18 protein-coding genes are annotated in these 23,005 nt (G+C 55.1%); 14 read left to right on the forward strand and 4 right to left on the reverse strand.

Annotated features, from left to right (window positions below; genetic code table 11):
- Positions 1-10: 10 nt before the first annotated feature.
- Positions 11-3,691: a methionine synthase gene (gene metH / locus EBA31_RS23630; protein ID WP_122080355.1), complete on the reverse strand. Its 3,681-nt coding sequence runs from the start codon at positions 3,689-3,691 to the stop codon at positions 11-13.
- A 362-nt stretch (positions 3,692-4,053) separates the two neighbouring features.
- Between metH and iclR the strand changes: the two genes are divergently transcribed.
- The 14 genes from iclR (at position 4,054) to EBA31_RS23700 (ending at position 18,185) form a co-directional block, all read left to right on the forward strand.
- The gene (gene iclR / locus EBA31_RS23635; protein ID WP_020837199.1) at positions 4,054-4,884 is read left to right on the forward strand and encodes a glyoxylate bypass operon transcriptional repressor IclR; all 831 of its coding nucleotides are present in this window, start codon (positions 4,054-4,056) and stop codon (positions 4,882-4,884) included.
- 75 nt (positions 4,885-4,959) lie between these two features.
- Positions 4,960-5,859: a GntR family transcriptional regulator YhfZ gene (gene yhfZ, locus EBA31_RS23640; protein ID WP_020837200.1), complete on the forward strand. Its 900-nt coding sequence runs from the start codon at positions 4,960-4,962 to the stop codon at positions 5,857-5,859.
- 160 nt (positions 5,860-6,019) lie between these two features.
- Positions 6,020-6,904: a hypothetical protein gene (locus tag EBA31_RS23645; RefSeq protein WP_122080356.1), complete on the forward strand. Its 885-nt coding sequence runs from the start codon at positions 6,020-6,022 to the stop codon at positions 6,902-6,904.
- Positions 6,905-7,048: 144 nt separating this feature from the next.
- The gene (locus tag EBA31_RS23650) at positions 7,049-7,399 is read left to right on the forward strand and encodes a hypothetical protein (protein WP_020837202.1); all 351 of its coding nucleotides are present in this window, start codon (positions 7,049-7,051) and stop codon (positions 7,397-7,399) included.
- Between the two features lie 80 nt (positions 7,400-7,479).
- Positions 7,480-8,655, forward strand: coding sequence for a YhfX family PLP-dependent enzyme (locus tag EBA31_RS23655; RefSeq protein ID WP_122080357.1), 1,176 nt, complete (start codon positions 7,480-7,482; stop codon positions 8,653-8,655).
- Entirely contained in the window at positions 8,652-9,881 is a 1,230-nt protein-coding gene (locus EBA31_RS23660) for a phosphopentomutase (protein ID WP_122080358.1), read from the forward strand. Before EBA31_RS23655 ends, EBA31_RS23660 begins: the two co-directional genes overlap by 4 nt.
- The gene (locus EBA31_RS23665) at positions 9,878-10,777 is read left to right on the forward strand and encodes a phosphotriesterase-related protein (RefSeq protein ID WP_122080359.1); all 900 of its coding nucleotides are present in this window, start codon (positions 9,878-9,880) and stop codon (positions 10,775-10,777) included. Before EBA31_RS23660 ends, EBA31_RS23665 begins: the two co-directional genes overlap by 4 nt.
- Positions 10,777-11,130, forward strand: coding sequence for a DUF2620 domain-containing protein (locus EBA31_RS23670; RefSeq protein ID WP_020837206.1), 354 nt, complete (start codon positions 10,777-10,779; stop codon positions 11,128-11,130). The genes EBA31_RS23665 and EBA31_RS23670 overlap by 1 nt, the downstream gene beginning before the upstream one ends.
- Before the next feature lie 10 nt (positions 11,131-11,140).
- Positions 11,141-12,442, forward strand: a complete 1,302-nt coding sequence (locus EBA31_RS23675) for a YhfT family protein (protein WP_122080360.1) — start codon at positions 11,141-11,143, stop codon at positions 12,440-12,442.
- A 59-nt stretch (positions 12,443-12,501) separates the two neighbouring features.
- Complete coding sequence (locus EBA31_RS23680) at positions 12,502-13,374, forward strand: phosphatase PAP2 family protein (RefSeq protein ID WP_122080361.1); 873 nt, start codon at positions 12,502-12,504, stop codon at positions 13,372-13,374.
- Positions 13,375-13,687: 313 nt separating this feature from the next.
- Complete coding sequence (gene gntK / locus EBA31_RS23685) at positions 13,688-14,227, forward strand: gluconokinase (protein WP_044553850.1); 540 nt, start codon at positions 13,688-13,690, stop codon at positions 14,225-14,227.
- Entirely contained in the window at positions 14,224-15,561 is a 1,338-nt protein-coding gene (gene gntU, locus EBA31_RS23690; RefSeq protein ID WP_020837210.1) for a gluconate transporter, read from the forward strand. The genes gntK and gntU overlap by 4 nt, the downstream gene beginning before the upstream one ends.
- 111 nt (positions 15,562-15,672) lie before the next feature.
- Positions 15,673-17,487: a phosphogluconate dehydratase gene (edd, locus tag EBA31_RS23695; RefSeq protein WP_020837211.1), complete on the forward strand. Its 1,815-nt coding sequence runs from the start codon at positions 15,673-15,675 to the stop codon at positions 17,485-17,487.
- A gap of 56 nt (positions 17,488-17,543) precedes the next feature.
- The gene (locus tag EBA31_RS23700; RefSeq protein ID WP_046372506.1) at positions 17,544-18,185 is read left to right on the forward strand and encodes a bifunctional 4-hydroxy-2-oxoglutarate aldolase/2-dehydro-3-deoxy-phosphogluconate aldolase; all 642 of its coding nucleotides are present in this window, start codon (positions 17,544-17,546) and stop codon (positions 18,183-18,185) included.
- 27 nt (positions 18,186-18,212) lie between these two features.
- On the opposite strand, the gene aceK is transcribed toward EBA31_RS23700, so the two are convergent.
- The 3 genes from aceK to aceB form a co-directional block, all read right to left on the reverse strand.
- On the reverse strand, positions 18,213-19,967 hold the full coding sequence (gene aceK, locus EBA31_RS23705; protein ID WP_122080362.1) for a bifunctional isocitrate dehydrogenase kinase/phosphatase: 1,755 nt from the start codon (positions 19,965-19,967) through the stop codon (positions 18,213-18,215).
- A gap of 70 nt (positions 19,968-20,037) precedes the next feature.
- On the reverse strand, positions 20,038-21,345 hold the full coding sequence (aceA, locus tag EBA31_RS23710) for an isocitrate lyase (RefSeq protein ID WP_122080363.1): 1,308 nt from the start codon (positions 21,343-21,345) through the stop codon (positions 20,038-20,040).
- A 47-nt stretch (positions 21,346-21,392) separates the two neighbouring features.
- Positions 21,393-22,991 (reverse strand): malate synthase A, encoded by a 1,599-nt coding sequence (gene aceB / locus EBA31_RS23715; RefSeq protein ID WP_122080364.1) that lies wholly within the window; start codon positions 22,989-22,991, stop codon positions 21,393-21,395.
- Positions 22,992-23,005: the final 14 nt, after the last annotated feature.

Below are 23,005 nucleotides of genomic sequence, written 5' to 3' on the forward strand. Positions count from 1 at the left end.
TAGGAGAGGATCAGTCGGCGTCGTAACCAAGGTTAGGCGCTAACCAGCGCTCAACCTCGCCGACGCTCATGCCTTTGCGCGCCGCATAATCTTCAACCTGATCGCGCTGGATCTGCGCCACCGCGAAATATTTGCTTTGCGGGTGGCTGAAGTACCAACCGGATACCGCCGCCCCCGGCCACATGGCGAAGGACTCAGTCAATTCCATGCCGGTATGACGGTTAACGTCCAGCAGTCGCCAGATCTCCGCTTTCTCGGTGTGCTCCGGACAGGCCGGATACCCCGGCGCCGGACGAATGCCCTGGTAATTTTCGCGGATCAGCTCTTCGTTACTCAGGTTCTCGTCGCTGGCAAAGCCCCAGTGCACCTTGCGCACCTGTTCATGCAGGTACTCGGCGAAAGCCTCCGCCAAACGGTCGGACAGCGCCTTCACCATGATTTTATTGTAATCATCGTGCTGCGCGTCATAGGCCGCCGCCAGTTCATCCTCTTCCAACCCACCGGTCACCGCGAAAGCCCCGAAGTAGTCGGCCGTGCCGCTGCTTTTCGGCGCGACAAAGTCGGCCAGGCAATAGTTCGGAAAGTCGGTTTTTTCGGTCTGCTGGCGCAGATGGCGACTGACCACCAGCACCTCATCGCGATTTTCGTCGCGATAAACTTCGACATCGTCACCGACCCGGTTAGCCGGGAACAGGCCATAAACGCCGCGCGGGTTGAGGCTGCCGTTAGCGGCCAGCATATCCAGCATCTGGTTGGCGTCCGCAAACAGCCGCTTGGCTTCTTCCCCCACCACTTCATCTTCCAGAATGCGCGGGTATTTGCCCGCCAGCGACCAGGTCATAAAGAACGGCGTCCAGTCGATGTAATGCCGCAGCGTCTCGATACTGGCTTCGACCGGGTAAACGCCCAGTTGCTTCGGTACCGGTGGCTGATAATTTTCCCAATCCAGCACCATGGCATTCGCGCGCGCTTTCTGCAGGTCAACCGGCGGAGTTCGCGGTTTCTTGCGTGCGTGCTGAATGCGGACGGTTTCGTATTCTTTACGGGTTCGCGCCACAAAATCGTCGCGCTGAGCGCTGGAAAGCAATGCCGACACCACGCCCACGGTACGCGAGGCATTTTGTACGTAGGTGGTTGAGCCGCTGTAATTCTGCTCAATCTTCACCGCAGTATGGGCCTTGGAGGTGGTAGCGCCGCCGATCAGCAGCGGCAGGGTAAAGCCCTGACGCTCCATCTCTTTCGCCACGTTGACCATCTCGTCCAACGACGGGGTGATCAGTCCGGACAGGCCGATAATATCCACATTTTGCTCGCGCGCGGTTTTCAGGATTTTCTCCGTCGGCACCATCACGCCCAGATCGACAATTTCATAGTTGTTGCACTGCAGCACCACGCCAACGATATTCTTGCCAATGTCGTGCACGTCGCCCTTCACCGTCGCCAGCAGGATTTTGCCTGCCGTTGAGCCCTTTTGCTTGCTGGCCTCAATGTACGGCTCCAGATAGGCCACCGCCTGTTTCATCACGCGGGCGGATTTCACCACCTGCGGCAGGAACATCTTGCCTTCGCCGAACAGATCGCCGACGACGTTCATGCCCGCCATCAGTGGCCCTTCGATCACTTCGATCGGGCGATCCGCCCTCTGTCGGGCCTCTTCGGTATCGAGCTCGATAAACTCGGTGATGCCTTTTACCAGCGAGTATTCCAGCCGTTTTTCGACCGGCCAGCCGCGCCATTCCGCCTGCTGTACCGCCACTTCGTTGTCTTTGCTGCCGCGGTATTTCTCCGCCAGTTCCAGCAGCCGTTCGGTCCCGTCGTCACGACGGTTGAGGATCACGTCTTCCACCGCATCGCGCAGCTCAGCCGTCAGATCGTCGTAGATCGCCAACTGCCCGGCGTTAACGATCCCCATGTCCATGCCATTGCGGATCGCGTGATACAGGAACACCGCGTGGATCGCTTCGCGTACAGGATCGTTGCCGCGGAATGAAAACGACACGTTGGACACGCCGCCGGAAATCATCGCGTGCGGCAGGTGAGTTTTGATGTCGGCACAGGCTTCGATAAAGTCGACGGCGTAGTTGTTATGCTCTTCAATACCGGTAGCAACGGCGAAAATATTCGGGTCGAAAATAATGTCTTCCGGCGGGAAGCCGACGCGCTCGGTCAGAATTTTATAGGCACGTCGGCAAATCTCGAATTTGCGCTCGCGCGTATCGGCCTGGCCCACTTCGTCAAACGCCATCACCACCACCGCGGCACCGTAACGACGCACCAGCTTGGCGTGATGAATAAAGGCCTCTTCGCCCTCTTTCATCGAGATGGAGTTAACGATGCCTTTGCCCTGAATGCACTTCAGGCCTTTTTCGATCACCGACCATTTGGAGGAGTCGATCATGATCGGCACCCGCGCGATATCCGGCTCACCGGCGATCAGGTTGAGAAAACGCACCATCGCCGCTTCCGCGTCGAGCATCCCCTCATCCATGTTGATGTCGATAATCTGGGCGCCGCTTTCCACCTGCTGGCGAGCAACCGCCAGCGCTTCACTGTATTTCTCTTCTTTGATCAGCCGCTTAAAACGTGCCGAGCCGGTCACGTTGGTACGCTCACCCACGTTGACGAACAACGTTTTGGCATCGATGTTTAGCGGTTCCAGCCCCGCCAGACGGCAGGCCACCGGGATCTCCGGCAGTTTGCGCGGTGGCACGCCCGCAACGGCCTTGGCCATGGCGGCAATGTGCTCCGGCGTGGTACCGCAGCAGCCACCGATGATATTCAGGAAGCCGGCTTGCGCCCACTCCCCAACCTGCCTCGCCATCTCTTGCGCATCCAGATCGTATTCACCGAACGCATTAGGTAAACCGGCATTGGGGTGTGCAGTGACGTAGCTTTCCGATATACGCGACAGTTCGGCAACGTATTGACGCAGTTCATCCGGCCCCAGCGCACAGTTCAGGCCAAAGCTCAGCGGTTTGACGTGGCGCATCGAGTTATAGAAGGCTTCGGTGGTTTGACCGGACAGGGTTCGGCCGGAAGCATCGGTGATGGTGCCGGAAATCATGATCGGCAGCGAAACGCCCAAGGCTTCGAATTCGGTTTCCACCGCGAAGGCGGCGGCCTTGGCGTTCAGGGTATCGAAGATGGTTTCGATCATGATCAGATCGACACCGCCCTCCACCAGCGCACGCGTCGACTCGCGGTAGGCTTCCACCAGTTCGTCGAAAGAAACGTTACGAAAAGCCGGATCGTTGACGTTCGGCGAAATAGAGGCGGTGCGGTTGGTCGGCCCCAGCACCCCGGCCACGTAGCGCGGCTGCTCTGGGGTACGCGCAGTCCATTCGTCTGCGCAGGCACGTGCCAGGCAGGCGGCCTGATAGTTAATCTCGGCGGACAGCGACTCCATATGGTAGTCGGCCATGGCGATGGAGGTGGAGTTGAAGGTATTGGTTTCGAGGATGTCGGCTCCCGCTTCCAGATAGCCGTAGTGAATGGCGGTAATGACCTCGGGCTTGGTCAGCACCAACAGGTCGTTATTGCCTTTCAGATCGCTTTGCCAGTCGGCAAAACGCTCACCGCGAAAGTCGCTCTCTTCCAGACGGTAGCTTTGGATCATGGTGCCCATGCCGCCATCCAACACCAAAATTCGCTGCGCTAACTGCCGGCGCAGTTGTTCTACTCGATTCACCACCCCTATCCCCTTTATCTTTCAAGCCACTGCTATATTGACCCCTATGTAAAATTACCGGGTCACTATGTCACCATCACCCATACCCTAGGGATTTCAAGTTGCGGCTAGGCGCCCAGCCTGTTCATCCTCAGGAGCTTACTAAGGTAAGTGACTGGGGTGAACACGTGCAGGCAACAACGCTGCGGCTTGAAAGACGACGGGTATCGGTCATCCTAGCACAGGTTGTGCCGCTAAAGGGGTGAGCGGTTATTGAGAGTTTTTCAGGTTGTCTGGCAACACATCCGATGAGCTGATTGACGGCTTGCATTTCACACGTAAAAAACGAAAATGAATTCCATCATACGGAAAAAGGAATGTGAATCATGGTCACCCCCGTTCCCGCCAAACGTGGCAAGAAGCCCCGCGCTGCATCTCCAAGCGCCAGTGCGGCAACCGGTCAGGTACAGTCGCTGACCCGTGGCCTGAAATTATTGGAATACATTGCCGAAGCCCAGGGCAACGTGGCGCTGACCGATCTGGCCCAACAGGCGGGGTTACCGAACTCCACCACTCACCGTCTGCTTTCCACCATGCAACAGCAAGGGTTCGTGCGTCAGGTCGGCGATCTGGGTCTGTGGACTATAGGTTCACACGCCTTTGTGGTGGGCAGCAGTTTTCTGCAAAGCCGTAATCTGCTGGCGATGGTGCACCCCACGCTGCGTCGCCTGATGGAAGAATCTGGCGAAACGGTTAACCTGGCTGTACTGGATACCAGCGAGTACCAGGCGATTATTATCGACCAGGTGCAATGCACCGCGCTGATGCGCATGTCTGCGCCCATCGGCGGCAAACTGCCGATGCACGCCTCCGGTGCCGGCAAAGCTTTTCTGTCCACCCTGCCGGACGATCAGGTCACCAAATTGCTGCATAAAAAGGGCATGCAAACCTATACCCAGCATACGCTAACGCCGCACAACCTGAAGGAAGGGCTGGCGCAGATCCGCAAGCAGGGTTTCTCGTTTGACGATGAAGAGCATGCGCTGGGTCTGCGCTGCGTGGCGGCCTGCATTTTTGACGAGCACCGCGAAGCCTTCGCTGCCATTTCGATTTCCGGCCCCGTATCGCGCATCACCGACAACCGCGTGATTGAGCTGGGCGCCTTGGTGATCCATGCTGCAAAAGAGATCAGCCTGGAATACGGTGGCGTACGTTAAAGTGGAGCAATGCCGTTGCATTAAACCTTCAAATAATCGAATATTAGACGTTTTATCGCCCCCAACGAGCCGCCAATGAGAGATAAATTCATTAAGAAAGAAGGTATTGCGCTTATCCAACTCGCCAGATATTTGCTGGATGAGAAGCCGATGAACCGGTTACGCACTATCGATGAACTCTCTGAAAGTTTTGGCCTTTCCGTCGGCATTGTGCAAAACGCACTTAAATCGCTGGAAAGCAGTGGCTGCATTCAGTTGGAACGGCGCGGCCGCAACGGGACGCAATTAAAACAGTTAAACTATCAGGCGCTCCTTACCCAGGCCGATATTGGCAATATTGTTTGTGCGATGCCACTGCCCTACACCAAACTTTATGAGGGCTTAGCCAGCGGTCTGAAAATACAGTTTGGGCAAATACCGCTTTACTACGCGCATATGCGCGGAGCCAGCGTACGTATCGAATGCCTGCTGGATGGTATCTACGATATGGCCGTCGTATCCCATCTGGCCGCCAGACAGGTCTTACAGGAGGGCAAAGCCCGTATTGCGCTGGAGTTAGGCGCGGGATCCTATGTTTCAGGCCACCAGATGGTTTACCGCCGTGGCGAAGAAAACAGCATCCGTCGTGTGGGCCTGGATCCTCGCTCGCCAGATCAACGTCAATTATCCGAACTCTATTTCCAGGGGCAAGAGATCGAATATGTCGATACGCCTTATCACGACTGTTTAAACCAAATAGAAAAAGGCAATATTGATTCAGCTATCTGGAACCTGGTGCAGAACTTTGCCAGTGACACCCTGGACGCGATCCCCTTGCAAGGTCACCCTTCCTATATTCAAGCCTCTGAAGCCGTGCTGCTTATTCGCAGCGATGACGCTCTCATTCAGCGTCTTGTGGCACGTCAGGTTGACAAGAAGCAACTGCTGCAACACCAGAAAAATGTCGTTTCGGGAAAGGAAGAACCTTTTTACTGATTAGGCTTTGTATATAATTAATGCCAGCCGTTATTTACAGCTTTCCGATAATAAAACCCTTCATGCCATATTAATACCTTTAAAGAGGTATAAAATAACCGCGTTAGTTTGTTCCGGAATCATATCCAATGTGTCAGGAATAGAGATAAGGAATGTGAAAATGAAACGCGAAGATAAATATAATCACGGTGACTACACTGATTTTCTAACGGCAATAAGAACCTTTGAATGCTCTATTGATCCTAAAGATGCCGACTATTATGACAAGCATTATGAAGATGACAAAGCAGTAACCTATCAACAAGTTGAGTATCCAGGCCGCGTAATTCGCGATAAAAATGGCGTTCCCCTACACAGCACCACGTCAATAAAAGGCTATTTCATTAAGCTTGGCGTTGATAAACTCTATACGCGTGGCTCCAGCGATCCTGAGATGTTTCGCCAGATGCAGTATGCTGTGATGAATTATCTGGGTTTTGTCGGTTATCAATTCAGTGAGCATGACCTTTGGGATCTTGGTTATTACTCCCATTATGATAATGAACAGCTCCCCATGTACTATTCAGATGTCGACGTCAGCAATTGGTCCAATGGAGTGCGAGAAAAAATAATGGATCTTCCGGACGGGAAAATCCATGTTACCGACGTGAATACCTGGAAGGGGACATTTACCGGCAAACATGGCATCAATTCTTTCGCCGATGTTATCGATCCGGATAAGCAAGAATTTATTGCCCTCGACCATTTCGACAATAAATACCAAAATATTGTTTTGCAGTTAGCCGACCATGGCAAAACCCTGAATGATTATCTGGGGAGTACGCTACGCTGGAGTGAATGCCAGCCCAAATTAGCCCCACCCGGTGGCCGTCCTGATGAGGTAACCCTCACTTTATCCGGCTTACTGGCCGGCGCTCATTTACGTGGGGCGGAAGGCGTTGTCGCCCTGTTGGTCAAGCATGAAAATCATGCTGATGAGAACAAAACGGCCATATTGCAGTATGTCTATGATTTTAGCGGCTACAGTACGCCTTATGACCAGTAAATCCGGTATGAGATTGGCAGGCGTCGGGTATGGCGCCTCATTATAGTTTGTGATCTTGTTCAAGTAATAATCGCTTCCCCGTTGTCGTCCGTTATGCGCTCACTTACCATTTCATTTATATATTCAAAAAAATGAGGATATAAAATGATACACCAGGGCCTGAACACGCTGCGACAAGCCAAAGTGATTGATGAGGACATTTATCAGGGAATGCTGGCCGTCGTCGAACAACTGCAACAGCATTGCCAATGCCCCTTACCCGCAGAGCAAGGCTGGTTGGCGATCGCACACATGGCCAATGCACTAATGCGTTGCCGGCAGCAGCAAACCGTCTCACCGTTGGACAACGAAATATTGGCGGAAATAGCGGAAGCAGGGAAATTGGAAGTGTTGCGCGAGCTCAATAATGCCCTGATGAAAAACTTTACCCTCGAACTCCATCCCGATGAAGAAGGCTACCTGCTGGTCAATTGGTACAGCTTGAGCAAAGCATAATCGCCATGAATAATTTCTCTTAAATATTCAAATAAATGAATATTTTCCACAAGGATGACAAACCAGGAGTAAAGGGAACGATGTTTATTACTGCGTTACAACGGCAAAATCCTGCGCTGATCGGCACTGCCGTATCACTGTGGCAACAGCGAATCCTTCGCCCGGACAGCTACGTGATCGATGTTGATACCGTAGAGGAAAACGCCCGACACATATTGCAAATCGCTCAGCAGCATCACCTGACGCCCTATGTCATGAGCAAACAATTTGGCCGCAATCCCTGGTTATGCCAACGCATTATCAATCAGGGTTTTCCGGGTGCTGCCGCTGTCGATTTCAAAGAAGCGCAGCAGCTAATGCAGCATCGCGTTCCCTTGTGCCATGCAGGGCATCTGGTTCAGATCCCTGACGGTGAGATCGCCGCCATTCTGAAGCAGCGGCCAGAAGCGATCACCGTCTTTTCGGTTGAAAAAGCCCGCAGCGTCGCTGAACAAGCAAAAAAAATAGGCACCACGCAATCCTTGTTGCTGAAAGTCTATCAGGAAGGCGACCTCCTCTACCCTGGGCAAGAGGGCGGCTTTCTGCTTGATGATGTCGTGACCGCCGCCAGACAAATAACACAGCTGGGGCACGTGCAGGTGGTCGGCGTCACCCATTTCCCCTGCCTGCTTAGCCACCAAGCCGGCGATATCCCGCAGACGACCCCCAACTTTGCCACCCTGATTGAAGCAGTGGCTCGCCTGCGTCAGGCCGGCTTCCAGATCTGCCAAATCAATGCCCCCTCCGCCAATAGCTGCTCGTCGTTGCCGATGCTCGCACAGCTTGGCGTGACCCACATAGAGCCGGGGCACGCGTTCACAGGAACCTTCCCGGCGAACGTTTTTGGTACTGAGCCAGAACGCCTGGCAATGCTATATCTGACTGAAATATCTCATCATTATAAAGATCTCAGTTTTTGCTATGGCGGCGGACACTATCGCCGCAGCCACGTCCAACACGCGCTGGTGTTCACCCCTGATGGCCAGATGAGCCAAACCGAAGTGGTGCCGCCGGAGGACCACAGTATTGATTATTACCTGGGGCTGCGCGGGACGTTCCCTATTGGTAGCGTAGTCATCATGTGTTTTCGCACCCAAATTTTCGTTACCCGCAGCGACGTCGCCATGGTGTGCGGTATTTCGCGGGGTGCCCCGCAGCTTGCCGGGGTCTTCGACAGCCAGGGAAACAGACTCAGCCATTCAGGAGATGCCCGGTGAATAAATTTGTGGTTATTGTTTTAGATGGATTCGGTATCGGCGCCATGGACGATGTCGCCCACCAGCGCCCCCTTGATATTGGGGCCAATACCTGCGGCCATATCTTGCAAAAATACGGCCTGCTACGGTTACCGACATTAGAGAAATTGGGCCTGATTAACGCTTTGGGATATCAGCCAGACAATGTGATGCACCCCAATCCGGCGGCAAATTACGGCAGCGCAAATTTGCAGCATCAGGGGGCCGATTCCTTTATGGGACATCAGGAAATCATGGGCACTCGTCCTGACATCCCATTGTTGATGCCCTTTTCTCAAGTCAGGGAACAGGTGGCTTCGGCGCTCAGTGATGCCGGGTTCCAGGTTGAACGTGTCGCGGTCGAGGACGGTTTATGCTACCTGCGAATTAACGGATGCGTCGCCATCGGCGATAACCTCGAGACCGATCCCGGCCAGGTTTATAATGTGACTGCCAATTTGGATGCCATTGATTTCGCCACCGTTCGCGCCATTGGTGACATCGTTCGCAGCCAGGTTCAAGTCGGCCGGGTGATTGTCTTTGGCGGCAACATTGGCAGTAATGCCGCTTTGCACCAGGCCGCCGAAACCCGCGCAAAGCGCTATGTCGGGATCAACGCCCCCAAGTCTGGCGTCTATGGCCATGGCTTTACCGTTGTCCATCTCGGTTATGGCGTCGATGCAAGCCAGCAAACCGCCGCCAGTTTGCACTCATCAGGCGTACCGACGGTGTTAATCGGCAAAGTCGCAGATATCGTCATCAATCCTCACGGAATAAATTATCAGGGCATTTCCAATTCGGAAGAGATCATGCAATTAACCTTGCAGGCGGTCGAACAGCCGGGACAGGCCTTTATCTGTACCAATATCCAGGAAACAGATCTGGCCGGTCATGCCGAAAACAGCGATCGCTACGCTGAGCGATTACAGGTCGTTGACGGTTACCTGGCGCAATTACTGGCTCGACTCGGCGAAGACGACGCCCTGCTGGTGATGGCCGACCATGGAAATGATCCGACGATTGGTCACTCGCGCCATACCCGAGAAAAAGTACCATTACTCTTCTGGCGCCCCGGCGTTCAAGGCGTCTATTTGGGCGAGCGTTCAACCCTGGCTGACGTCGGGGCTACGGTCTGCGACGCCTTTGGCGCTCCGGCACCTCAAAGCGGCCATTCGTTCTTCCCGCAAATGAATAAGGGACAACCATGAATCCTTCATCGCAATTTGATCGACGTGGCTATACCTATGCGCACGAACATCTGCACATTGATCTGTCGCCGTTCAAACACAATATAGATTGCCGGCTGGATTGTTACGCACTCCTCGTGGATGAAATGAAAGCGCTGGTCAATAAAGGTGTATTGAACCTGGTCGAGGTCACGAACCGCTATATGGGGCGTAATCCTCAATTTATGCTGGATTTGATGCAAGAAACCGGCATAAACATTCTGGCATCAACCGGTTACTACCAACAGGATTTCTATCCGCCACATGTTGCTCAGCACAGCGTGCAGCAGTTGGCGCAAGAAATGATCGGCGAAATTGAGCTCGGCATTGACGGCACAACGCTTCGCGCCAGCGTAATTGCAGAAATTGGCAGCAGCGAAGGCACCATTACCCCAACGGAAGAGAAAGTATTCCATGCTGCTGCCCTGGCACATTTAGCCACCGGAAAACCCATTTCTACGCATACCAGCTTCAGCACCATGGGATTGGAGCAGTTGCAGCTATTAATGCGCCATGGTGTATCCGCCGAACGTATTGTCATTGGCCACTGCGATTTACGCGATCAGCTGGACACCTTGCTGAGGATTACTGAAACCGGCGCTTTTATTCAATTCGACACGATCGGCAAAAACGATTACTACCCGGACGAAAAACGCGTGGCGACATTGCTGGCGCTTTCTCAACGCGGACTATTGGGCCAGGTAATGCTTTCCATGGATATCACCCGGCGTTCCCACCTGGCCGCAAATGGCGGTCTGGGATTCAGTTATCTCATTGATAGATTCGTCCCCATGCTGCTGCAAGCTGGGATACCGCAACAAGATATTGACCATATGCTGTGCACCAACCCAAACACTTTCTTCAGAGGACAAGAATAATGAAAAAGATCGGTATTGCAGGTTTACAACGCGAGCAAATTAAACAGGCTATCGAATCAGCCGCCCCCGGTAAATTTGAGTGTTTTATTCAAAACGACATGGAAGCGGCCAGCAAAGTCAAAAGTGGCGAGCTGGATTACTTTATTGGCGCCTGCAATACCGGTGCCGGTGCCGCGTTATCCATCGCTATCGCGATTATCGGTTATAACCGCTGTTGCACCATTGCCAAACCGGGAATACAGGCAAAAGAAGAACAAATAATAAAATGGGTCAACGAAGGCAAAGTGGCCTTTGGCCTTTCGGTGGAACATGTTGAACATGCCATCCCGATGCTGATGGGTCATTTGAATTAAGGGGCTATCCATGGAGCAGTATTTGCATATTGTTATTGTCGCTTTGCTAACGGGAATGACCTCGCTGCTTTCTCATCGTTCCGTTGCCGTATTTCACGACGGCATTCGTCCGATTCTGCCGCAGCTGGTTGAAGGGAATATGAATCGCCGTGAAGCCGGCAGCATTGCATTTGGTTTGAGCATCGGCTTCGTCGCATCCGTCGGGATCTCCTTTACCCTCTCAACCGGGCTGTTGAACAGTTGGTTGCTGTTTTTACCCACCGACATCATCGGCGTACTGGCCTTTAACAGCTACCTGGCTTTCGCTTTAGGCATGGCCTGGGGAGTATTGGTGCTGACCAGTTTGGTGCCGATCAATACCCTGCTGACCGCGCTTCCTGTGGATATCCTCGGTTCACTGGGCGAGCTTTCCAGCCCGGTTATTTCGGCCTTCGCGCTGTTCCCACTGGTGGCTATTTTCTATCAATTCGGCTGGCGCCATAGCCTGCTGGCCGCCGTCGCCGTACTGATGTCACGCGTCATTGTCGTGCGCTTTTATCCTTCACTCTTTCCAGAGTCGATTGAGATATTCGTCGGAATGGTGATGCTGCTGGGGATTGCGATATTTCGTGATATCTCACAGCGCAAGCATCATGAAGAAAACCATGGCACCTCCGTTTTCGAGGAAAGAACCTCACGCATTATCAAGAATCTGCCGCTGCTCGCCATTACCGGTGCGTTAATCTCGACCGTTGCCAGCCTTAAGCTGTTTGGAGGCTCGGAGGTTTCGATTTATACGCTGGCAAAAGCCTGGGCTCCCGGCGTATCACCGGAAGAATCCGCTGCGTTGGTCAATCAAGCTGCGCTGGCTGAGTTTATGCGTGGCTTGGGCTTTATTCCGCTCATCGCAACCACCGCGCTAGCCACTGGGGTGTACGCCGTCGCCGGTTTTACCTTCGTCTTTACCGTCGGTTATCTGGCCCCCTCGCCCTGGTTAGCCGCCATTTTAGGTGCCCTGACCATCACGTTGGAAGTGCTGTTGTTGCGGACTATCGGCCGTTGGTTAAGCAACTATCCCTCGGTTCGTAATGCCTCGGACAGCATCCGCAATGCCATGAACATGCTGATGGAGTTTGCTTTGCTGATCGGCGCTATTTTCGCCTCTATCAAGATGGCGGGCTATACCGGCTTCAGCATCACCGCTGCCCTGTACTTCCTTAATGAAGCGCTGGGGCGTCCTATATTGAAAATTGCCGCCCCGGTAGTGGCAACCATAATATGCGGTATTTTATTAAACATTTTGTATTTCTTAGGGTTGTTCGTCGTTAGCTAACCAAGTGTATTAAACGGAATGTCTGACCAAAAATGGAATATAAACACAGGGGAATCATAATGAAAATAGAGAATAATAAAAACGCAACCCGCTCAAAGTGCTTTGCAGCATTAGCATTACTCTTGGGTTCTACGGCATTTTTATCGGCGGCCCACGCAAACAACGATACTGCACCCAATAACGATCCAACTGAAACCTGGCGCACCGATTATAGCGATATCGGTTATCCGGACGTGGGTTTTTCCCCTTATATCAAAGGGTGGATTAAGGGTTATCTGACACCGGCAGATTACCCTGACGGCGCAAAAATTCTGCCGCCGCCGCCAAAAGAGCATTCCGCAGCAGCAAAAAGCGATATTGAAACGTTCCATGAATTACGACAGCTGCGCGATACGCCACGTGGCCAGCTGGCAATCCAAGATGCCAAGCTCTCCTTCAACCATATTGGCAGCGCATTTTCGCCGGCGCTGGGCATCACTATTTCACGTAAAAATACGCCTCATTTGCACCTGCTGCTCAGCCGAGTTTTTACCGATGCAGGTTATGCCTCCAATGACACCAAAAAAGCGTTTAGCCGAATTCGGCCCTACTCGGCATTACGTATCGACAGTTGCACGCCCAAAGAACATAGCGCGTTAAGTAACGACGGCGGCTCTTATCCCTCTGGTCATGCCGTCACCGGGATGATGTGGGCCATGACGTTAACCGCCATGGAGCCACAGCTGGCAACCCCGTTAATGAAAAAAGGCTATGAGTTTGGTCGTAGTCGTCTGATCTGCGGCGTACATTGGGAAAGCGATGTCAACGCGGGTCGCTTCCTTGCTGCCGGCGCTTTCGCTCGCCTGCAGGCCAGCCCCGAATATCAAAAACAATTCCGCGAAGCCAAGCTGGAAGTCGACCGCTTATTAGCTAAAAAACAAGGCAGTAAATAACGTTAGCGCTGATTGCCCAGCACATTAGACGAAAGTCATCATCGTAAAAATGCCGAGGTTTGCGCAGAGAGTGTGGCTGCGCAAGCCTTTCTCCATGACGATTATCCCATCGTGACGCATGCGCACTGCTCAACTTCAACGAGGTTTCATGTCTGGATGACAGCCTGAAATAGTTGAAGCCGATCACAAATAATGACTTTGCCAACGGAAGCCGATTGCAACCGGCGAAACTTCCTTCGACAATGTTACCGATAACATGTTACCGGTAACAACTTATGCAGGGTAACGCCACTTGTCGTTTTGGAGCTAAGCCATGAGCAATAATCAAAACCGTATTTACGTCATTATGGGCGTTTCCGGCAGCGGCAAGTCCGCCGTGGCCGCCGCAGCGGCCCGCCAACTGTCTGCCGGGTTTCTTGACGGCGACTTTCTTCACCCGCGCAGCAATATCCTGAAAATGGCCGCCGGTGAACCGCTGAACGATGACGATCGCGCCCCATGGCTGGCCGCCCTCAACGATGCTGCCTTTGCGATGCAACGAACCAATACTGTTTCGGTCATTGTCTGTTCGGCGCTGAAAAAGCACTACCGCGATCGCCTGCGCGCCGGTAACGGTAACCTGTCGTTCATCTACCTGCACGGCGATTTTCCGGTGATCGAAGCCCGCCTGGCTGCGCGTAACGGCCACTTCTTCAAGCCACAGATGCTGGTAACGCAGTTCGCGGCGCTGGAGCAACCGGGCGCGGACGAAAGCGACGTCATGTCCGTGGACATCAACCAGCCGCTGGAAGCCGTCATCGCCGATACCGTGCGACATATTCAGAGTTTCCTGCCTCAGGACGTGTGCGCGTGAATACTGTAACGCTGGTCGGTACTGCAGTCGGCTCGGTTCTATTACTGCTGTTTCTGGTGATGAAGGCACGCATGCATGCCTTCGTCGCGTTAATGTTGGTGTCTATCGCTGCCGGTATTTTTTCCGGCATGCCGTTGGACCGCATCGCCGATACCATGCAAAAAGGCATGGGCGATACGCTGGGTTTTCTGGCGATCGTCGTGGCGCTGGGCGCCATGTTCGGCAAGATACTGCATGAGGTCGGCGCACTCGATCAAATTGCGGCACATTTGCTGAAACGTTTCGGCCAAAGTAAAGCCCATTACGCGCTCGGTATCGCCGGGTTGATCTGCGCCCTGCCGCTGTTCTTTGACGTGGCGGTGGTACTGCTGATCGGCATCGTGTTTGCCGTCGCACGTCGCACCGACGGCAATATCGTCAAGCTGGCCATTCCCTTGTTCGCCGGCGTCGCCGCTGCGGCTTCCTTCCTGCTGCCGGGGCCGGTCCCAATGCTGCTGGCGGCGCAAATGAAAGCCGACTTCGGCTGGATGATCGCCATCGGCCTGGTCGCCGCCGTCCTCGGCATGCTGATTGCAGGCCCATTGTACGGCAGCTTTATTAGCCGCTTCGTTAACTGGCCAATGCCGGCAGACGAAAACGAACCGACACTCAACAAAGGCAACCTGCCGTCATTTGGTTTTAGCCTGGCGCTGGTACTCTGCCCACTGGTGCTGGTCGGCATGAAAACCATTGGTGCACGTCTGGTCACGCCAGGTTCTCAGTTGCAGCAGTGGCTGGAGTTTATTGGCCATCCGTTCACCGCCATTTTAATCGCCTGTCTGATCGTGATTTATGGGCTGGCAAAACCGCGCGGCATGACCAACGAACAAACGCTGGCCATCTGTTCGGCTGCAGTGCAGCCCGCCGGGATCATCCTGCTGATGACCGGTGCCGGCGGCGTATTCAAACAAATCCTGGTGGATTCCGGCGTAGGTCCGGCACTGGGTGACGCCATGATTGGCACCGGCTTGCCGATCGCCGTAGCCGCCTTTGCATTATCCGCTATGGTACGCGTGATCCAAGGCTCCGCCACCGTTGCCTGCCTGACCACCGTTGGCCTGGTGCTGCCGGTGACCAGCCAGTTGGGGCTCGGCGGTGGGCAGCTGGCCGCGCTGGCTATCTGTATTGCCGGGGGGTCTATCGTGCTCAGCCACGTCAACGATGCCGGTTTCTGGCTGTTCGGCAAATTTACCGGCGCCAATGAGCTGCAAACGCTAAAAACCTGGACGGTGATGGAAACCATCCTTGGCAGCGTGGGTGGCATCATCGGCATGATTGCTTTCACCCTGTTTTAAATCACGATAACGACACAACACCGCCCCCGGCCTTTGCACATCAGGGCTGCAATATTCCACCGGGGGCACCGCCACAGGCGGCGTCTATAACAATAGCCATGTGAGGAAGGTATGCTTAATCCCACCCTATCCCGTGTCACGCAACGCATCATCGACCGTTCCAAACAGAGCCGCGCCGCCTATCTGGCACGCATTGAAGCGGCGCGTTCCCAAACCGTGCACCGTGCACAGCTGGCCTGCGGCAACCTGGCGCACGGTTTTGCCGCCTGTCAGCCGGACGACAAAACCGCACTGAAAAACATGGTGCGCAGTGATATCGCCATCATCACCGCTTATAACGATATGTTGTCTGCCCACCAGCCCTACGAAAACTATCCCCAACGGCTGAAACAGGCGTTGCATGCCGTGGGCGCGGTCGGTCAGGTAGCCGGTGGCGTACCGGCGATGTGTGACGGCGTGACCCAGGGGCAGGATGGTATGGAGCTGTCGCTGATGAGCCGCGACGTAATCGCCATGTCCTCAGCCATCGGCCTGTCGCACAATATGTTCGACGGCGCGCTGTTCCTCGGCATCTGCGACAAAATCGTGCCGGGTCTGGTGATGTCCGCCCTGTCATTTGGCCATTTGCCGTCGCTGTTTGTGCCTGCCGGCCCGATGAGCAGCGGCTTACCGAACAAAGAGAAAGTGCGCGTGCGTCAGCTGTACGCCGAAGGCAAGGCCGATCGACTGGCGCTGTTGGAGGCCGAAGCCGCTTCGTATCACGGCATCGGCACCTGCACCTTCTACGGCACCGCCAACACCAACCAGATGGTAATGGAAGTGATGGGGTTGCACCTGCCGGGATCCTCCTTCGTTCACCCGGACACCCCTTTGCGCGATGCGTTGACCGACGCTGCCGCACGCCAGGTCACTCGCCTGACCGAAACCGCCGGCAACTATCTGCCAATCGGCAAACTGGTGGATGAAAAGGTGGTGGTTAACGGCATCGTTGCGCTGCTGGCCACCGGCGGCTCCACCAATCTGACCATGCATATGGTGGCGATGGCGCGCGCCGCCGGCATCATCATCAACTGGGACGACTTCTCCGAACTGTCGGACGCCGTACCGCTGCTGTGCCGTATCTACCCGAACGGCCCGGCGGACATCAATCAGTTCCAGGCATCTGGCGGCGTCGCCCTAGTGGTGCGCGAACTGCTAAAGCACGGCCTGCTGCACGAAGACGTACACACCGTGGCCGGTTTTGGCCTGACGCGTTATACCCAGGAGCCGTGGCTGGATAACGGTCAGTTGGCCTGGCGCGAGGGCGCGGAAAGCTCGCTCGATACCCAGGTTATCGCCAGCGTGGCGGAGCCTTTCGAACATCACGGCGGCACCAAGGTTTTGGCAGGCAACCTCGGTCGCGCGGTGATGAAAACCTCGGCGGTGCCGGCCGACAATCAGATTATCGAAGCGCCGGCGGTGATATTTGACAGCCAGCATGACATCGTGCCGGCATTTGAAGCCGGCAAGCTGGATCGCGATTGCGTGGTGGTGGTTCGCTTCCAGGGGCCGCAGGCCAATGGCATGCCCGAACTGCACAAGCTGATGCCACCGCTGGGCGTGCTGATGGACCGCGGATTTAAAGTCGCGCTGGTCACCGATGGCCGCCTGTCAGGCGCCTCCGGCAAGGTCCCTTCCGCTATCCACGTGACCCCGGAAGCCTATACCGGCGGCATGCTGGCCAAGGTGCAGGACGGCGATGTGATCCGCGTAAACGGCCGCACCGGTGAATTGGCATTACTGGTCGATGCCGACATTCTGGCCCAGCGAGCGCCTTACCAACCGGACCTGAGCGCCGAACATATCGGCTGCGGCCGTGAACTGTTCGGCGCATTACGCAGCCAGCTTTCCGGTGCCGAACAGGGCGCCTGCTGCATTAAATTTTAACCGATAGCATGGCCGGGCAGCCCGAAGGCGACGGCTATAACTGGAGAGAACCCTTAATGAACAATTGGAAAACCAGCGCAGAGCAGATCCTGATGGCCGGCCCGGTAGTCCCGGTGATCGTCATCAACAAATTGGAACACGCGATCCCGCTGGCGAAAGCCCTGGTGGCCGGTGGCGTCCGGGTATTGGAAGTCACCCTGCGCACCGCCTGCGCAATGGACGCGATCCGTGCTATTGCCAAAGAAGTGCCTGATGCCATCATCGGCGCCGGTACCGTCATCAACCCGCAGCAGTTGCAGGAAGTGACCGATGCCGGGGCGCAATTCGCCATCAGCCCGGGCCTGACTGCCGATCTGCTGCAAGCGGCCACGGCCGGTTCAATCCCGTTAATTCCGGGTATCAGCACCGTGTCTGAACTGATGTTGGGCATGGATCATGGGCTGCGTGAGTTTAAATTCTTCCCGGCGGAAGCCAACGGCGGCGTGAAAGCACTGCAGGCGATCGGCGGCCCGTTCCCGCAGGTACGTTTCTGCCCGACCGGCGGTATTTCACCGAGCAACTACCGTGACTATCTGGCGCTGAAAAGCGTGCTGTGCATCGGCGGCTCCTGGCTGGTGCCGGCGGATGCGCTGGAAAGCGGCGACTACGCACGCATCACCGAATTGGCGCGTGCCGCCGTTGCGGGTGCAAAAGCTTAATGCTATCGGGCGCGGCGTGCCGCGCCCTTACGTCGCTGCCGAGGTAGCAGGCAGTGCCACCCCGCTGCGCTGGCTAAAACGCCGTTTCTTGCGGTAAGCGAAGACATCCTCCACATGCCCGTCGCGAATGCGCTGCTGCAGCCCGCGCCAGTAATCGGCTTCGAAGAGGTCGCTGTGCAACTCTTCAAACACCTGCCGAATGCGCCGATCGCCACACAGAAAATGCCTGAACTCCTCCGGGAATACATCGTTCGCCGACACGCTGTACCACGGCTCGCTGGCCAGTTCATCTTCCGGGTAACGCGGCGGCGGAATATCGCGGAAGTTCACCTCGGTCATATAGCAAATTTCATCGTAATCGTAGAACACCACCCGCCCGTGCCGGGTCACGCCGAAGTTCTTGAATAGCATGTCGCCGGGGAAAATATTGGCGGCGGCCAGTTGTTTGATCGCATTGCCATACTCTTCGATAGCGTCGCGCATCTGCTGCTCATTGGCCTGCTCCAGATACAGGTTCAGCGGCGTCATGCGCCGTTCCATATACAGGTGCTTGATCACGATGCGATCGCCCAGATCCTCCAGCTTGTCCGGCACTTCACGCTGCAATTCAGCCAAAAGCTCCGGGCTGAGGCGCGCCTTGTCGACGACAAAATTCTCGTACTCTTGGGTATCCGCCATGCGCCCCACGCGGTCGTGTTCTTTCACCAACTGGTAACAGGCCATCACCTGCGCCTGCGTCACCTCTTTTTGCGGTGCGAACTCGTCTTTGATCACCTTGAACACCCGATCGAACGACGGCAGGGTAAACACCAGCATCACCATGCCTTTCACCCCCGGCGCGATGATGAACTGCTCCTGCGAGCCGGCCATAAACGTCAGGTATTCACGGTAACATTCCGTTTTACCGTGCTTCTGGCAGCCAATCGCCATATACAGTTCGGCGGTGGTTTTGCCCGGCAGTATTTCTCGCAGCCACTCTACCATCGCTGCCGGAAGCGGTGCGTAAACCATAAAGTAAGAACGTGCGAAACCGAAGACGATACTGGCCTCGGCCTTACTGGTCAGGCAGGTATCGATAAACAAGGCACCGGAATCGCTGTGATGGATCGGCAGCAGGAAAGGATAGACCGTATCCGCCACGCGCAGCTTACCCACCAACCAGGCGGCCTTGTTGCGATAAAAAAGCTCATTGGCGATCTGGAATGTCGCCCCCGCCAGCTGCTGCACGCTAAAGCTCTGTTGCAACGCCCGAGTGATGTAATCAATGTCGCGCGACAAATTTTCCCAAGGTAGCCGTAAGGGCAAATCGGTCAGCAGGTTGTACAGCATCGCCGACACGTCGCCGTTAGCGGTGAAATCACGCGACAGCGGGCGCGGGATATCGCGAAAGCGTCCCTCAGGTTGAGAGCTGAAAACAAACAGCTTTTCCGGCGTCAGATCGCGGTGCTTGAACAGGCGGCAGTAAACCGAATTGAAAAAGCTTTCGGCAATCTCAAAACGGGGATATTCCGGCAGCAACTCGGTGTACACCGCCTTCACCCGGCTGGGGAAATCAGCATCGAAGTACTTTTGCCCGGTGATGCACTTCAGTTGTTCCACCACCAGGCCGACGTGATGGTCATACAGGTGAATACGCTTTTTCATCGCCTGTTGCACCGCCGGCCAGTCTGCTCGCTCAAAACGCTGCTGTGCACCGGCGGTCACTTCAAGGAAGCGGCCGTATTGCGCATCAAAACCCTGCAGTATCGTCTGTGCGATCAACAGCTCCAGTTTCGCCGCCATCCTTACCTCCCGCCAGAAAAGAGAGCCTGCATAAGCAGGCCCTGATTTAGATTTTGTTAGCTCTGCGGCCTCAGAACTGCTGTTCTTCCGTCGAACCGGTCAGCGCCGTTACCGAAGAGGTGCCGCCCTGAATGATGGTAGTGACCTTGTCGAAATAGCCGGTCCCCACTTCCTGTTGGTGCGATGCGAAGGTGTAGCCGCGTGAAACGGCATCGAATTCAGGTTTCTGTACCTTCTCGACGTAGTGCTTCATGCCCTCGCCCTGTGCATAAGCGTGCGCCAGGTCGAACATGTTGAACCACATGCTGTGGATGCCCGCCAGCGTGATGAACTGGTATTTGTATCCCATCGCCGACAGCTCTTCCTGGAAGCGGGCAATCGTCTGGTCGTCCAGGTTCTTTTTCCAGTTGAACGACGGCGAGCAGTTGTATGCCAGCAGTTTGCCTGGGAATTTGGCGTGAATAGCATCGGCGAAACGCTTGGCTGCCTGCAGATCCGGCGTGGAGGTTTCGCACCACACCAGGTCGGCGTAAGGGCAATACGCCAGGCCACGGCTGATTGCTTGCTCAATGCCGGCATGGGTACGGAAGAAACCTTCCGCAGTACGTTCGCCGGAGACAAACTCGCTGTCGTATGGATCGCAGTCAGACGTCAATAAATCGGCGGCATCGGCATCGGTACGCGCAATGACCAGCGTTGGCACCCCGAGCACGTCAGCAGCCAAACGCGCTGCAACCAGCTTCTGAATCGCTTCCTGGGTTGGTACCAGCACTTTGCCGCCCATATGACCGCATTTTTTCACCGCCGCCAATTGGTCTTCGAAATGCACCCCGGCAGCGCCGGCCTCAATCATGGCTTTCATCAGTTCAAAAGCATTCAGCACGCCGCCAAAACCGGCTTCGGCATCGGCGACGATCGGCAGGAAGTAGTCGGTGTAACCCTTACTGCCCGGTTCAATTTTATTGGCCCACTGGATCTGATCGGCACGGCGGAAAGTATTGTTGATACGTTTAACCACCGCCGGCACGGAATCAACCGGGTACAGCGACTGGTCCGGATACATGGCCGACGCGGTGTTGGCATCCGCAGCGACCTGCCAGCCAGACAGATAAATCGCCTCAATGCCGGCTTTGGCCTGCTGCAATGCCTGCCCGCCAGTCAGCGCACCCAGGCTGTTGACATAGCCTTTGCGTGATTTACCATGCAGCAGTTCCCACAGCTTGGCGGCACCGTTTTGTGCCAGCGTGCAGACCGGATTGACCGATCCGCGCAAATTAATCACGTCCTCAGCGCTGTATGGGCGCGTAATGCCTTCCCAGCGAGCCGATTTCCATTCCTGTTCCAGTTGTTGAATCTGTTGAGCACGAGAGGTAGACATAATTTTTATCCTTTTCAATAATGTAGGGTTAATGGTCAGGAACAGGTTCAGGCCAGAAGCTCATAGCCGGATAAGGTCAGAAAATCGATTAATTCGTCTTGCGTAGTGATACGTTCCATCAGGCGCGCAGCTTCTTCGAAACGGCCAGCGTTAAAGCGCGCCTCACCCAATTCTTCACGTACCACCAACATCTCTTCTTTCAGCATCTGGCGGAACAGCGCCTTGGTGACCAACTGGCCATCGCTCAGGCTCTTTTGGTGATGGATCCACTGCCAGATTGAGGTACGGGAGATTTCCGCCGTCGCGGCATCTTCCATCAGGCCGTAAATCGGTACGCAGCCATTGCCGGAAATCCAGGCTTCGATGTATTGCACCGCCACACGAATATTGGCGCGCATGCCCGCTTCGGTTCGTTCGCCATCACAGGGTTCCAGCAGCTGCGCGGCGCTGATCGGCGCATCGTTTTCACGCAGGACTTCCAGCTGATTACGGCGTTCGCCGAGCACTTTGCTGAACACTTCCATCACGGTATCCGCCAGCCCCGGATGCGCCACCCAGGTGCCGTCATGGCCGTTATTGGCCTCCAGCTCTTTATCCGCCCGTACCTTGTTCAATACCCAGGCATTTTTCTCGGCGTCTTTGCTAGGGATAAACGCGGCCATGCCCCCCATGGCAAAAGCGCCTCGCTTGTGGCAGGTCTTGATCAGCAACCGGGAGTAAGCACTGAGGAACGACTTGTCCATCGTGACCGACTGGCGATCCGGCAAGACCCGGTCAGCGTGGTTTTTCAGCGTTTTGATATAGCTGAAGATGTAATCCCAACGGCCGCAGTTCAACCCGACGATATGATCGCGCAGGTGGTAAAGGATCTCGTCCATCTGGAATACCGCCGGCAACGTTTCGATCAATACCGTGGCCTTGATGGTGCCGCGCGGCAGGGAGAAACGATCCTCGGCAAAGCTGAATACCTCACTCCACCAGGCGGCTTCCTGCCAGGATTGGGTTTTCGGCAGGTAGAAATAAGGGCCGCTGCCTTTTGCCAGCAATTGACGGTAGTTGTGGAAGAAATACAGTGCGAAATCGAACAGACCGCCAGGGATCGCTTCGCCCTGCCACTGCACGTGTTTCTCCGGCAAATGCAGGCCACGTACGCGCGCTATCAATACCGCTGGATTAGGCTTCAACTGATAAATCTTGCCGGCTTCATTGGTGTAAGAAATGGTGCCATTCACTGCATCATGCAGGTTGATTTGCCCATCGATCACTTTGTCCCAGCTCGGCGCCAGTGAATCTTCGAAATCCGCCATAAACACCTTCACATTGGCATTCAAGGCATTGATCACCATTTTGCGTTCAACCGGCCCGGTGATTTCGACCCGACGGTCGCGCAGACCCTCGGGTATGCCGCGGATCTTCCACTCTCCATTTCGAATGGAATCAGTTTCCGAAATAAAGTCTGGGAGTTCGCCCTGATCGATCTTCTGCTGCCAACAGGCACGCGCAGCCAAAAGCTTATTGCGCTGCGGAGTAAAGTTACTCACCAGATCCGCCAGGAATTCGACCGCGTCATCCGTCAACACCTGCCGTTCAGCAGCGGTAAAACCCTGCGTAAACGTTAACTCCGTGCCTGCTATCTGTTGCGTCATTGTCTTGCTCCTTC

Origin of the sequence: Serratia sp. P2ACOL2 (assembly GCF_003691565.1) — a bacterium.
GTDB classification, from domain to species: Bacteria; Pseudomonadota; Gammaproteobacteria; order Enterobacterales; family Enterobacteriaceae; genus Serratia; species Serratia liquefaciens.